This window comes from Planktothrix mougeotii LEGE 06226, from assembly GCF_015207485.1.
Classification (GTDB): Bacteria; Cyanobacteriota; Cyanobacteriia; order Cyanobacteriales; family Microcoleaceae; genus Planktothrix.
Genome location: NZ_JADEWU010000080.1, coordinates 13,446 through 27,370, shown reverse-complemented (window position 1 = coordinate 27,370; position 13,925 = coordinate 13,446). Strand labels below are relative to the sequence as shown.

Below are 13,925 nucleotides of genomic sequence, written 5' to 3'. Positions count from 1 at the left end.
GGGAGGGGGTTAATAGTGAATGGTTAAGGGTTTTTGGGGGAAGTGTGAAGATTGAACTCTCTGAATTGGGCGGAAGACGCTACACTGTAGAGTCAGGAAATGCTTAAGAGAGTTGACCCGATGCCTGTTTCTACGCCATTCCAGTCTTTTGCTGAATATAGTTCTAACGCATATCAGGAATTTGATGTGATTGTCATTGGTTCTGGTATTGGAGGACTGGTGACTGCGACCCAATTAGCTGCGAAGGGCGCAAAAGTTCTTGTGTTGGAAAGCTATATCATCCCCGGTGGAAGTTCTGCATATTTTGAACGAGAGGGATATCGATTTGATGTCGGTGCGTCGATGATTTTTGGCTTTGGGGACAAAGGAACTACCAATCTTCTCACTCGTGCGTTACAAGCAGTAAACGTTACCTTAGAGACGATTCCCGATCCGGTTCAAATCCACTATCATCTACCCCATGATCTGACATTGAGAGTTCACCGAGATTATGAGAAATTTTTGCAAGAACTCATTACCCGCTTTCCTCACGAAGAAAAAGGAATTCGTAAATTTTACGATGAATGCTGGAACGTCTTTAACTGTTTGAACTCAATGGAGTTGCTGTCCTTGGAAGAACCTCGTTACTTAATGCGGGTGTTTTTCCAAGAACCTGGATCATGTTTAGGGTTAGTGCAGTATCTTCCCCAAAATGTCGGGGATATTGCGAAACGTTATATTACCGATCCTGAACTTTTAAAATTTATCGATATTGAATGTTACTGCTGGTCAGTGGTTCCGGCGGATTTAACTCCGATGATCAACGCCGGAATGGTATTTTCTGATCGCCATTATGGAGGAATTAATTATCCTAAAGGGGGAGTTGGTCAAATCGCCCTAAAATTAGTCGAAGGGTTAGAAAAATTTGGCGGACAAATTCAATATAAAGCCAGAGTTAAAGAAATTTTATTAGAAAACGGAAAAGCGGTGGGTGTGGAACTGGTTGATGGTACAGTTTATCGGGGAAAACGCATCGTTTCTAATGCGACTCGTTGGGATACCTTCGGTAAGTTAATTCCCCCTGAATTAATTCCTAGAGCCGAACATAAATGGCGAGAACGCTATCAAAAATCTCCGAGTTTCTTGAGTTTACATTTAGGTGTTGAAGCGTCTGTCTTCCCCCCGGAAACGGATTGTCACCATATTATTGTTAAAGATTGGGAGAAAATGGAAGAACCAGAAGGAACAATTTTTGTCTCCATTCCCACTTTATTAGATCCGAGTTTAGCGCCAGAAGGGTATCATATTGTTCATGCGTTTACCCCTAGTTGGATTGATGAGTGGGAAAAATTACCAGAGTCTGAATATGAAGCTAAAAAGGAAGAAGCCGCAGGTAGAATTATTAATCAGTTAGAAACCTTTTTTCCGGGGTTAGATGCGGGGTTAGATTATATGGAAGTGGGAACGGCGCGATCGCATCGTCGTTTCTTGAACCGACAGGATGGAACATACGGCCCCATTCCCGCCTATAAGTTAAAGGGACTCCTAGGAATGCCCTTTAACCGCACGTCAATTCGAGGGTTATATTGTGTCGGTGATAGTACATTCCCCGGCCAAGGATTAAACGCTGTTGCCTTCTCCGGCTTCGCCTGTGCCCATCGGGTAGCCGTTGACCTAAAACTGTAGGGTGCGTAAGCCCCGCGCACGCACCATCCATCAGCCATCCGTCAACCGATTTCGTCAATAATACGTTCTAGGGCTTTAACAGGGTCATCTGAAGCCGTGATCGGACGTCCGATGACAAGATAGTCGGCTCCGGCTTTGAGAGCTTGGGCGGGGGTAAAGGTGCGTTGTTGATCGCCCCGTTCTGACCCAGTGGGACGCACCCCAGGACAGACGAATAGAAACTCATCTCCGCAGGTTTGACGGAGTTGAGAGACTTCTTGGGGGGAACAAACGGCTCCTGCTAACCCGCTTTCTTGAGCTAATAAAGCCATATTTAATGTATATTCTGGTAATTCTAAAGGGACTTTTAAATCAAAGGCTAAATCTCTGGAATTTAAACTGGTTAATAGGGTAATGGCGATTAATTTGGGGACGGGATACCCTGACTGGTTTGCTCCCTCTTCTACCGCTTTTTGGGCTGCTTTTAACGCTGTTTTTCCGGCGGTTGCATGAACGGTAATTAAATCAACGCCATATCGGGATGCAGATCGACAAGCTCCGGCTACAGTATTGGGAATATCATGGAATTTTAAATCGAGAAAAATCCGTTTTTGTTGAGCTTTGAGAAAGGTTAAAATTTCGGGGCCACAACTGACGAATAATTCTAAACCGACTTTCCAAAATGTGACTTGAGGCAGTTTTTCAACCCGTGCGATCGCCTCTTCTTTTGTGGAAACATCCAAGGGAACAATAATTTTATCGACACTCATAATAGTCTCTTATCTTAATTTTCCGGTTTTATTCTATCAAATTGTCGTCAGCTTTTTAGGAGTAGGAGTTAAGAGATTCGATTAAAATTATTATTACAACCTCGGCGCGGATTGCTATAGCTAAGAGAGAGTGTAAGTTATAGATAGGATTCGTTTGGGGTAATTAACACATTGATCAAATTCGAGTTTATCGTAGATGGGCCACCCGTATCACAACAGACTCGTAGACGAGAGCGTCTCAGAGAATGGAAAGCAACAGTACGACAAGAGGCGGAAAAATACTGGTCTTCGGATCAACAAACCGCTACTGGATTTGTTATGCTGCAAATAACCTATTTCTACGATTCTGTGCTAGTGGATGTGGATAATATAGTCAAACCCATTCTAGATTCAATTATCGGGTTAGCCTATGTTGATGATGGTCAAGTAACCGATATTATCGTTAGGAAGAGGAATTTGTCAGGTAACTTTAAGATAGAAAATATGACCTCGACATTGGCAGAAGGCTTTGCTCGTGGGAATCAATTTTTGCATATTGTCGTACTTGATGCTCCTGACCAAGAGGTACTTACATGATTTCAACTTTAACTGCCAAGCAGGAAAGAGAACAATTACTCAAATTAGCCGAGAATTATCGCCAAAAAGGTTATGAGATTTTCCTTCATCCTAACGTTGAAGAATTACCTGATTTCCTTAAAAGTTATCGTCCTGATCTGATAGTCCGTCGGGGTGAAGAAGCAGTCGTTATTGAGGTTAAGTCACGCGCTTCACTCAACTCTTACTCTGATCAATATTTACAAAATTTAGCCCAAGCAGTAGAAAAAAATCCGGGCTGGAGGTTTGAGTTTGTGATGATTAACCCGGAGGATATAACCTATTCCCCGAGAGCAGAAGGTTCGTTGCAAAAAGATGAAATTGAATCACAATTGCAAGTGGTAAAACAACTGACAACGCAACATTTAGAATCAGCGATGTTATATTGCTGGTCTTTAGTTGAGGCAACTTTAAGGTTAATTACAGAAAAAGAAGAGTTGAGTTTACAAAGACTTAATCCACTTTATTTAGTCAAACAACTAGCGACGGAGGGTGTAATTTCCCAATCTGAGTATCGGTTACTCATGGATGCGATCTCATTCCGTAACCCCATTGCTCATGGTTTTAAAACCACACAACTTACGCAAAATTTTGTCTATAAATTAATTGAAATTACGGAGAAACTCTTGAAAGATTTGCAGACAAGTGATGAATTAATTAACTGAATATCGCCTATTACTCCCATTGACGACTATTTTGTTAATAATTAATCATGAATTTCCCGATCTATTTCAAACAGGAATTGATAAAAATTTAACCCAAACGTCCAAATAATGAGAAAATAACAGAACTGGGATCACCCAGATCCCAGTAAAACGCACTTATTCAAGATTTAATAAGGGAAACGCTCAGATGTTCAAACGAATTTTGGCAATGGCTTTAGTCTGTTTTAGCCTTAGCTTAACAGGTTGTATATCCGTTGGTGTCGGATTAAATAGCTTTGTTGATACCGCAGATGGCTATGAATTTGCCTATCCGAATGGATGGACGCAGGTGAGTGTGTCTAACGGCCCCGATACCGTGCTGCACGATATGATTGAACAAAGTGAAAATGTCAGTGTGGTGATTAATCCGATTTCTAATCCGAGTCAAACTTTATCGGATATTGGAAGCCCTACAGAAGTGGGATATACCTTAAGCAAAAAAGCGATCGCTCCTGAAGGTTCTGGACGCACCGCCGAACTGATTAGTGCAGAATCATACACAAAAGGAGCGAATCTTTATTATTGGTTAGAATATGCGGTACAACTCCCTAATGATCAAAAACGTCATGATTTTGCCAGTGTTGCCATTAGTCGGGGTAAACTGTTTACATTAAATGTTTCTACCACTGAAAAACGTTGGCAAAAAGCTCATCAACTTTTAGAACAAGTTGTTCAATCTTTTAACGTGTATTAATTTAGATTCATTGCATTTATGACTCAGCCTAATCGAATCACATTTATTTTAGCTTCTGCTTCTCCAGCGCGCAAACGGTTATTAGAAACGGTGGGAATTCAGCCTATAATTTCCCCCAGTGATTTTGATGAATCTCAAATCCAAGATTCTAATCCAGTGCAGTTAGTCCAAAAACTCGCCCAAGCTAAAGCAGAAGTTGTTACCCAAACTTTAATTAATTCCTCTAAAATTGAGGATAAAATTATCTTAGTTTTGGGATGTGATTCGGTTCTGGCGGTTGAGGGAGAAATTTATGGCAAACCTGCTAATATTGAAGAAGCGATCGCCCGTTGGCAAACCATGCGAGGTCAAGTGGGACAACTTTATACGGGTCATGCTTTAGTTAATGTTTCGACCCAGCAAACCTTAGTTCATTGTCAAACGACTCATGTTTATTTTGCTGATATTTCCGATCGTGAAATTGAAGCTTATATTGCTACCGGAGAACCCCTAAACTGTGCCGGATGTTTTGCGATTGAAGGAAAGGGGGGGTTATTTGTGGAAAAATTAGAAGGATGTCATACTAATGTGATTGGATTGAGTTTACCGTTATTAAGAAGAATGATTCAGGAGTTTGGATATAATATTACTGATTTTTGGTCGTTGGCCAGAAACCACCAAGGTCTTTAAGATTTATCGGGGTATAGGGCGATCGCTATTGTCTGACTGCATAAAATGTTGATTTTGTCAAGCCCCCTATTTTCGGTTTAATGTTCCCCTTCAAAAACCCGTGCATCGCCAAGTTAAAAAATCGTCAAGAAATCAAGATATTTTACGAGAGGATAAGGGTTTTAGCCCCTAATTTGACCTATAGACACAATAACCCCTTGGGTGGTATTTTTTTAAGTCTACCAGAACCCCTATGATTTCGTCAACTATTTGATAGAGATTTTCAATAAAATATCAAGATTTCCTGACATTCTTTTAAAAAACAAAATTATTTTTATAGAAGAATTAGAAAAACTTAACTATATTTTCCAGTCTTTGGGGTTGCTTCCCCTGGGTTTCATTAAGTGAATAAGCAGGAGAGGGGAAAGATTAAATATTCTAGGAAAAACAGTTTCCAAATAAATTGATAAAATTGGGCGATAGATTGTTTCTGGCTTAAATCAACGGTTTGACTGCGCCACCATAAGAGAGTCAATAAAACTAAATGACTAAATCCTAAAAATAGGGGATTAACAGAGGATTGTAAAAACCCACTTCCTAGAATCATCCCTAAATAACAGCTAGTCAGTATCCATCGAGATAGATTAAAGACCGTTACAGTTCCTAATTTTATCGTTAAGGTGTTAATCTGGAATTGGCGATCGCCTTCTAAATCAGGAATATCCTTAAAAATTGCGATCGCTACGGTAAACACTAAAATAAATAATGTTAACGCCCAAACAGAAGGCGGTATTGTCGGGATTAAAGATAGTGATTTTCCCGATAAAAGCCAACTAAAGTGTAAATATAATCCTAAATTAACAATAATTCCCCTAACGGTAAAAATACAAAATGCAGCCCAAAAGGGAAACCGTTTTAACCGAATGGGAGGTAAAGAATAGATTGTCCCCAAAAACAAACTAATTCCTACCATTCCCAATAAATAATAACCTTGGAAGGCTGCAATGCTTAAGGCTAATATTCCCGTTATTCCGACAATGAGTTGAGCTTTAAACCGGGAGTATTCCTCAGCAGCTAAGGGTAAATGGGGTTTATTAATTTGATCAATTTCAATATCTTCCAGTTGATTTAATCCCACAATATAAATATTGCCACAAATACAAGCTAACCAACTGAAAAATAAAGCCAACCCATTCCAACTAAAACCGGGAAATTGCCTAAACTCACTAATTGCAATTAAATACATCCCCAACACGCTTAAACTGGTACCGATAATCGTATGGGGACGAGAAAACTTCCAAAAAGAGTATAAACCTGGAAAATTCTGTTGAATCAAATTAGGGGAAGAAATCATCACAGAGGGAGAAGAAGTTTTAGTCATATTTTCTTTTTAGAGATTTCGCGGTAGGGGCGAGGCGCGCCTCGCCCCTACGATGAATTCGATTTTGATCCTTATGTACAAATAATTTAGACTCGCTATATCTCTCAAATGCTATCCTAATTTTAGGCTAATTTTTTCCCCCTAACTTGATGAATATTATTGTGATGATTCTAAGCGCCAACCGGGTTTAATCACTTGACGTTCACGAGCAATGACTAAACTATCATCAGGAACATCATCGGTAACAACAGAGCCCGCCGCCACGGTGACATCATTTCCTAGGGTTAGAGGGGCGACTAGAACACTATTTGACCCCGTTTTAGTCCGATCTCCAATAGTTGTGCGATGCTTTTTCACCCCATCATAATTAGCCGTAATTGTTCCCGCCCCAATATTAACTTTATCTCCTAATGTTGCATCTCCCAAATAGGATAAATGGGCAATATTAGTAGAATTTCCTACCTCAGCATTTTTCAATTCAACAAAATTCCCAACGCGACAGTGTTCACCGACTTTTGCATGACCTCTTAAATGGGCATAGGGCCCTATGCGGGTTTCATCCGCAACAACGCTATCAGAAACAACGGAAAACTGCACCGTGACATTTTTTCCAATCTGACTATTTTCGATTAAACTCCCAGGGCCAATGCGACTTCCCGTTTGAATCATTGTATTTCCCCTTAAATGGGTTTGGGGTTCAATAATCACATCCGCTTCCAACTGTACCGTATCATCAATGGTGACACTATCGGGGTCAATTATTGTTACTCCCGCCGCCATCCAATTCGTTTTAACCCAATCTTGTAAAACATGATAGGAATTCGCCAGATGTTGGCGACTATTAATTCCTAAAATTTCTCGATAATCATCCACATCCACCGCCATCACTTGATCCAAAAGATGAACAGTATCCGTGAGATAATATTCCTGTTGATCATTATCGGCTTTCAGGTGGGGTAAAATTTCCGCTAACTTCGGCCAATTAAAACAATAAACCCCAGCATTAATCCGATGATTTTGGCGTTGAGCATCGGTACAATCTCGATCTTCAACAATTTGCTTAACTAAATTTTGACTATCACAAAATACCCGACCATATCCTTTAGGATTAGGGAAATGGGCTGCTAATAAAGTCGCCGCATTTCCGTGTTCTTTGTGAATGGTAATTAATTGTTCTAAAGTGTCAGAACGTAATAAAGGAACATCCCCATTTAAAACCAGTAAATCCCCAGTAAAGTCTGTTAAATAGGGCAGTAATTGTTGAATGGCGTGACCTGTCCCTAATTGTTCGGTTTGTTCAACAAATTCTAAAGCAGGTTGCGTATCCGTTTGTTGAAGAGAATCGCGGACTAAATCAGCACCATAGCCCACAATTACTAATCGCCGAGAAGGTTGCAGCCGAACACAACTTTCTAAAACCCGTTGAACTAAAGTGCGTCCCCCCAATTCATGCAAAACCTTGGGAAGGTCAGATTTCATGCGAGTTCCGCGTCCCGCCGCTAAAATTGCTACCGCTACCATCTACTGTTTTGGTGTCAACTGTGAGTAATAGACACGATAAATCGCATCTTAATCTATCTTTTCACAAGATGGACTCACTGCGCCATCGTTTCTTCCAATGGGATGTGGGCTCAAGGGTCGAGGTGTCTTGTTCGGCTTGGCGACGGAGGATAATCACTTCCGCCGGATCGGATAAACTGGGATCTCGATAGGGGATGGCGGCGCGGGTTTGCAGATGTTCCTGTTCTTGGGGAGACAGAGGCGGTAAACCCTCAAAACTGGCGATTGTCCCCGGTGTCCGTCGTCCAACGGGAGAGGTAGAGCCAATGTTTAATCCCGCATCCAGTAAGGCCCTTCTGACCGCAGCCGAACAGGAATAAGTCGCTAACTGTCCCTGGGGTTGGAGACATTGAGCAACTAGGGTTAAAAATTCGACTGTCCAAAGTTGGGGACAATGGGGCGGAGAAAAGGGATCGAGAAAAATTGCATCGGCTTTAAACCCAGAATTGTAAACGGTTTGAATGGTATTTCGAGCATCCGCAATCATTAAATCAGCATTCAATAATTCTGTTTTTAGATAATGATTTTGGGCGAGTTCTTTTAAAATTTCTTGAATATAATTAGGATAGTCATTCAGTAAATTAAACTCTAGGGTTGCTTGGGGAATTTGTTGATCAAATTCTAAGCCGATCCATTCAATTTTACAGTCAGGATTAATATCCCAAATTGCGGTTAAACCTGCGGCTGTATTATAACCCAAGCCGTAACAAATATCAAGCAAAAACAAGGAAGATTTTTGGGCTTTCTTTCTTAATTGTAAGGGTTCAACAAACTTTCGTTCGGCTTCCTGTTTCGCCCCAAAATGACTATGAAATAATTCTCCAAATTCCGAGGAGAAAAACGTAAACGAACCATCAGCCGTTAATTGGGGTATTAATCCTTGATTTTCTATCATCTTACCTCCTGTGTAGGGTGTGTAAGCGCAGCGCACGCACCATCTAATTATTTATAATAATCAACTCATAAAGAAACCCAGTTTCTATCCGATTAAGTTGTAACTTGAAATTCAACCTCTTCATAAAGATCAGTAATTGAACACCGAAAATCCAGACTATCTAAATAAATTTCTTGTCCTGAACTATAAGGATATAAAACCCATAAACCCTCAGAATTTTTTCTAAAACACTCGATATTGACTCGATTTTGATTAATTAAAACATATTCTTCTAAAGTTTCTAAATGTCGATAATCTTCAAATTTTTTACCTCGATCAAATCCTTCTGTTCCTGGGGAAAGCACCTCAATCATTAATTTAGGATATCGTTTAAAATATTGAAATTCCCTATCTCTAGGATCACAAGTAACAATCACATCAGGATAATAATAGATATCTAAAACTTCAATATCAGCTTTCATATCCGCCATATAAACCCGACAGCCTTTTCCTCTTAAGTAATTTCTCAACAAGGCAAAAAGATTACCTGCAATGGTAACATGGGCATCACTCGCCCCCACCATCGCATAAATTTCCCCTTGAATATATTCATGCTTAATCAGACTGTTCTTTTCAGCTTCGAGATAATCTTCACGCGCCATATAGGGTTGAGAATTAGCAATCATAACGTTTTTCCTGATTTCTGTAAAAAAGATTAAATCAATTCTATTTAAGAATCCGATATGATAATTATAAAATAAATTCTCCTGATGAAGTAGTAAGCCCTTCAGGGCTTCCCATAAACCTTTAAATCACATTATTATCAATATTGCCATGACAGAACCCCAATTAATTGTTTCCCCAGACTGGTTAGCAAACCATCTTGAAGATTCTAATATCGTAATTGTAGATTGTCGATTTTCCTTAGCAAATCCCCAACTCGGACAACAACAATATCAAGACGGTCATCTTCCGGGTGCTTATTATTTAGATTTAGACCAGGATTTAGCGAGTCCCCTTCAAAAACACGGCGGACGTCACCCCCTACCCAACCCAGAAAAACTCGCTGCAAAATTATCAGAAATTGGCATAACCTCTCAACAAACCTTAGTTGTAGCTTATGATGATTCTCGATTCGCTTTTGCTTCGCGGTTGTGGTGGTTGCTGCGTTATTATGGACATGAACAAGTCGTTTTATTAGATGGGGGGTTTAGCCAGTGGAAAAATTTAGGCTATCCGATTAATTCTATTATTCCCACAGCAAAATCAGGACAATTTACACCGCAAATTCATCCCGAAATGTTAGTTAATATTGAAACCGTAAAAGCCCGAAAAGATTTACCCGGAGTTGTGGTTGTAGACTCCCGTGAACCCGATCGCTATTTAGGAAAAACAGAACCCATTGATCCCATTGCAGGCTGTATTCCGGGAGCCGTTAATTATCCTTGGCAAGAGGTGACAGAATCCACCGGATTTGTTAAAATAAATCAACAATCTCAACGCTGGGAAAAGATTAAAGAGGCTGAAGAAATTATCGTTTATTGTGGTTCAGGAGTCACAGCCTGTGTTAATTTATTATCCTTAGAATTAGCGGGGATTCATCACGCTCAACTGTACGGAGGAAGTTGGAGTGATTGGTGTTCCTATTTAATCGAAGAACAAAAATAATTTATTAGTATTTTTGAAGTTAATCTTCAAAAATCCGAGATAATTGATCGGTTTTTACCTCAATTCAATTACAATAAAAATTGAACCTTTTTAACTCAGGATTAACACCGATGCAAACCCTAGAAAAACCAACCCCATCTCTTCTGGATACCCCCTTAACCATTGCGGGAAAAACCTTTAAATCTCGGTTAATGACAGGAAGCGGGAAATATCGCAACCTTCAAGAAATGCAAGATAGTATTGCAGCGAGTGGCTGCGAAATTGTCACCGTTGCGGTTAGACGAGTCCAAACCCAAGCCCCCGGACATGAAGGATTAGCCGAAGCCATTGATTGGAATAAAATTTGGATGCTCCCCAATACCGCCGGATGTCAAACCGCCGAAGACGCTATTCGGGTAGCCAGATTAGGGCGAGAAATGGCAAAATTATTAGGCCAGGAAGACAATAATTTTGTTAAATTAGAAGTCATTCCTGATAGTAAATATTTGCTTCCTGACCCGATTGGAACCTTAGAAGCCGCCGAACAATTAGTGAAAGAAGGCTTTGCAGTGTTACCCTATATTAACGCCGATCCTCTGTTAGCAAAACGATTAGAAGAAGCTGGCTGTGCAACGGTGATGCCATTAGGTTCTCCCATCGGCTCAGGACAAGGAATTAGGAACGCTGCTAATATTGCGATTATTATTGATAATGCCAAAATTCCAGTTGTCGTGGATGCGGGCATTGGTGCGCCCAGTGAAGCCACCTTAGCTATGGAAATGGGGGCGGATGCGTTATTAATTAATTCTGCGATCGCTTTAGCCCAAAATCCAATGGCCATGGCAAAAGCCATGGGAATGGCTACTGAAGCGGGACGTTTAGCTTATCTCGCCGGACGCATCCCGGTCAAGACCTATGCTGAGGCATCTTCCCCCTTAACAGGTACAATTACCCGTTAATGTTTCCCTTTTGTGTAAATTTTTGTTATGGTTGATCCTAGATAGTAATCTATGGATTTTTACTCATGCCTTATATAAAAGAAGAGGGTGGACGACTCAATAACTTCGCGGTCGAACCTAAAGTTTACACAGCCGAACCCCCCACGAGTTCACAAAAACGGAATTATCTGATTGCGGGTATTGCTGGGATTGCCTTAGTCGGGGGTTTAGTCGTCCTCGCTGCTTCCATATCCTAAAATATCAACGCTTCAGTCCAGATGGGTTTTGGGAATTTTTTGTTAACCTCTCAAGATACAATTGAACTCGTCCTTATGGAAAATAGGGAATTTTAAGAGTAGGGGCGGGTTCTGTGAAAATTTTTACTATTTTTAAATAACGGTTAAACAGTCGCCTCCTCCTGAGCCAGAACAACTTGATAGAAGAATAGAAATAGAGGTGTGTAATGGCTAAATGATTGACAATGGCGACGAGCAACAGTTCTTCTATTCTATTATCAGAAACTGATCAGCAAACTTATCATCGTTTACAACAGGCGCTCCGTTTACAACTTCGCCATCAAATTTTTATTGCGGTTTGTGATAACTTAAAGTTGCGGAATTATCTGATACTCCAATTAGAAAAAGATTTGTTAGCCCAAAATCAGACGATCTTAACCGCCCAACACAGTTTAAATTCCCCGCTTTTTTCACCCTTAATTAATTTAAAACTGGATTTAAACGATCCTAATCCCTTTGAAGCAATTACCCAATGGTATGCTCAAAATTCATCTAATTCTGACCCTAAATCATTGCTCGGATTTCAAATTTTAGGCGTTGAACATCTCACCCGCCAACCTCCGGCGATACAATGGTCATTTTTACGGCATTTACGCACCCTAGAACAGCATCTTGACAGCTTAGAATGTAGCTTAGTGCTGTGGATTTCTTCTCCTTGGTTATGCTGTATTCAACAATCAGCACCGGAGTTTTGGCGCAGACGAACCGGAGTGTTTCAATGGATGAGTGATCCAACCCCCAGCGATTTAGAATCAGAAACGATTCCCTTAAATTCTCCTGGGGTTGCTGTACACCTAGACGAGACAATATCCGATCCTTTAAAACAACTCCTGGATCAGATTCAGCACCTACAACAACAGTCCGATACCTTCTCCCTGGGTCAAGCTTATCGCCAATTAGGAACAATTTACTGCGATCGCATTGTAGCCGGAGACAATTCAGAACTCAACTATACCCTGGCAATTCAAGCTTATGAAAAAGCCTTAGAGATTGTTCCAGAAACCGAGTTATTGTTAAATAATACCCCGGACTCTATTGATATCTGTAATGACTTAGGAACCTTGTATTGGATGCGATTTCGCCAACGGTTTCCAGAGAAACATTCTTCAGCCGATGTAGTTTCCGATTTAGAACAAAGCATTATTTTCTATCAAAATGCTTTAATGAAAATTGACCCCGAAGTTCAACCCCACCTGATCATCAAAATCCAAAAAAACTTAGGAACAGCCTACAGCGATTTAGCCAACCTACGAGATCCCATTGAAAACTTAGAACAATCCTTAATTGCCTATACAGAAGCCTTATCTTACTTCAAGTTAAACAAGACTAAAATTGATGCTTTTCAAATCCAAGATTATGCCACAATTCAAAATAACCTCGGAACCACCTATTGGAAACTCGCCCAACAAACTCACCCCATTCCTCATCTCAAAGCCGCCATTACTGCCTATACTGAGGCGATGGAATTTTATACCCCGCAACAAGACCCCCTCAACTATGCCCTCCTCCAAACCAACTTAGGAACCGCCTATTGGACACTCAGTCAATATCAACCCTCAGCCAAGTTGCTCCTGCAAGCCATTCATGCCTATCATCAAGCCTTAACCTATCGTACCAGCGCATCAGCCCCCATTGCCTGTGCAGCCACCTATAATAACTTGGGCATAGCCTATTGGCATTTAGCCAACCACTATCAGAAGTCAGAGATTCGTGCTAAATTCTTTAAAAGGGCAATTGCAGCCTATCAAAAGGCGCTCTCAATTGCATCCGCTCTGAGTCCAACCCAACTCACCTTTGATCCGTTAGCGACTCATAATAACCTAGGGCTCACGCATTACCAGTTAGCAACAGACTCGAACTTCCCCCTGAGCAAAGCGACTCGAATTTCTCTATTAGAAGTCGCACTCAAACACCATCTTCAAGCTGATATTAATGGGTCTAGTCAGCTAGAAAAACAACAGCCAGCAGAGGGTGTTATCCCTAACTCAAAGATCACTGAACATCATCAAACGACGTTGAGTTATTTGCTCAGAACCATTCGTGCTTTCTACAATGAGTCTGGGTTACAGGGACAAAATCAGGCTTTATCTCAAATTCCAGGTCATCTACTCCCTGAAATATTACGCGCTCTGTAACGCAATACAACTAAATTGACATTTTGTTAGGTGTAGGTTC

The 13,925-nt window shown here is 40.7% G+C and carries 14 protein-coding genes; 9 read left to right on the top strand and 5 right to left on the bottom strand.

Annotated features, from left to right (window positions below; translation table 11 throughout):
- Positions 1-120 precede the first annotated feature (120 nt).
- A complete protein-coding gene (crtH, locus tag IQ236_RS23150; RefSeq protein WP_193871471.1) occupies positions 121-1,665 on the top strand; it encodes a carotenoid isomerase in 1,545 nt (514 codons plus the stop codon).
- A gap of 41 nt (positions 1,666-1,706) precedes the next feature.
- On the opposite strand, the gene pyrF is transcribed toward crtH, so the two are convergent.
- Positions 1,707-2,414 carry an orotidine-5'-phosphate decarboxylase gene (gene pyrF, locus IQ236_RS23145; RefSeq protein ID WP_193871468.1) on the bottom strand — a complete coding sequence of 236 codons (708 nt, stop codon included), beginning with the start codon at positions 2,412-2,414 and terminating at the stop codon, positions 1,707-1,709.
- A gap of 171 nt (positions 2,415-2,585) precedes the next feature.
- On the opposite strand from pyrF, the gene IQ236_RS23140 reads away from it, so the two are divergent.
- From IQ236_RS23140 to IQ236_RS23125, 4 genes are all read left to right on the top strand, one after another.
- Positions 2,586-2,990, top strand: a complete 405-nt coding sequence (locus tag IQ236_RS23140) for a RusA family crossover junction endodeoxyribonuclease (protein ID WP_228041813.1) — start codon at positions 2,586-2,588, stop codon at positions 2,988-2,990.
- A complete protein-coding gene (locus IQ236_RS23135; RefSeq protein ID WP_193871467.1) occupies positions 2,987-3,673 on the top strand; it encodes a hypothetical protein in 687 nt (228 codons plus the stop codon). Before IQ236_RS23140 ends, IQ236_RS23135 begins: the two co-directional genes overlap by 4 nt.
- Positions 3,674-3,860: 187 nt before the next feature.
- Positions 3,861-4,406 (top strand): photosystem II reaction center PsbP, encoded by a 546-nt coding sequence (gene psbP, locus IQ236_RS23130; RefSeq protein ID WP_193871466.1) that lies wholly within the window; start codon positions 3,861-3,863, stop codon positions 4,404-4,406.
- Positions 4,407-4,424: 18 nt separating this feature from the next.
- Positions 4,425-5,075: a Maf family protein gene (locus tag IQ236_RS23125; protein ID WP_193871465.1), complete on the top strand. Its 651-nt coding sequence runs from the start codon at positions 4,425-4,427 to the stop codon at positions 5,073-5,075.
- A gap of 379 nt (positions 5,076-5,454) precedes the next feature.
- Here IQ236_RS23125 and IQ236_RS23120 read toward each other — a convergent pair whose 3' ends face one another.
- The 4 genes from IQ236_RS23120 to IQ236_RS23105 form a co-directional block, all read right to left on the bottom strand.
- Entirely contained in the window at positions 5,455-6,435 is a 981-nt protein-coding gene (locus IQ236_RS23120) for a homogentisate phytyltransferase (RefSeq protein ID WP_193871464.1), read from the bottom strand.
- Positions 6,436-6,591: 156 nt separating this feature from the next.
- The gene (gene glmU / locus IQ236_RS23115; protein WP_193871463.1) at positions 6,592-7,956 is read right to left on the bottom strand and encodes a bifunctional UDP-N-acetylglucosamine diphosphorylase/glucosamine-1-phosphate N-acetyltransferase GlmU; all 1,365 of its coding nucleotides are present in this window, start codon (positions 7,954-7,956) and stop codon (positions 6,592-6,594) included.
- A gap of 61 nt (positions 7,957-8,017) precedes the next feature.
- Positions 8,018-8,890, bottom strand: a complete 873-nt coding sequence (locus tag IQ236_RS23110; protein ID WP_193871462.1) for a tRNA (5-methylaminomethyl-2-thiouridine)(34)-methyltransferase MnmD — start codon at positions 8,888-8,890, stop codon at positions 8,018-8,020.
- Positions 8,891-8,982: 92 nt separating this feature from the next.
- Positions 8,983-9,555: a Uma2 family endonuclease gene (locus tag IQ236_RS23105; protein WP_193871461.1), complete on the bottom strand. Its 573-nt coding sequence runs from the start codon at positions 9,553-9,555 to the stop codon at positions 8,983-8,985.
- Positions 9,556-9,703: 148 nt separating this feature from the next.
- Between IQ236_RS23105 and IQ236_RS23100 the strand changes: the two genes are divergently transcribed.
- From IQ236_RS23100 to IQ236_RS23085, 4 genes are all read left to right on the top strand, one after another.
- Positions 9,704-10,537 carry a sulfurtransferase gene (locus tag IQ236_RS23100; protein ID WP_193871460.1) on the top strand — a complete coding sequence of 278 codons (834 nt, stop codon included), beginning with the start codon at positions 9,704-9,706 and terminating at the stop codon, positions 10,535-10,537.
- A 110-nt stretch (positions 10,538-10,647) separates the two neighbouring features.
- Positions 10,648-11,475 carry a thiazole synthase gene (locus IQ236_RS23095; RefSeq protein WP_193871459.1) on the top strand — a complete coding sequence of 276 codons (828 nt, stop codon included), beginning with the start codon at positions 10,648-10,650 and terminating at the stop codon, positions 11,473-11,475.
- 65 nt (positions 11,476-11,540) lie between these two features.
- Positions 11,541-11,711 carry a photosystem II assembly protein Psb34 gene (gene psb34 / locus IQ236_RS23090; RefSeq protein WP_190521897.1) on the top strand — a complete coding sequence of 57 codons (171 nt, stop codon included), beginning with the start codon at positions 11,541-11,543 and terminating at the stop codon, positions 11,709-11,711.
- 224 nt (positions 11,712-11,935) lie between these two features.
- Positions 11,936-13,885 (top strand): tetratricopeptide repeat protein, encoded by a 1,950-nt coding sequence (locus IQ236_RS23085; protein ID WP_193871458.1) that lies wholly within the window; start codon positions 11,936-11,938, stop codon positions 13,883-13,885.
- The last annotated feature ends 40 nt before the right edge of the window (positions 13,886-13,925 follow it).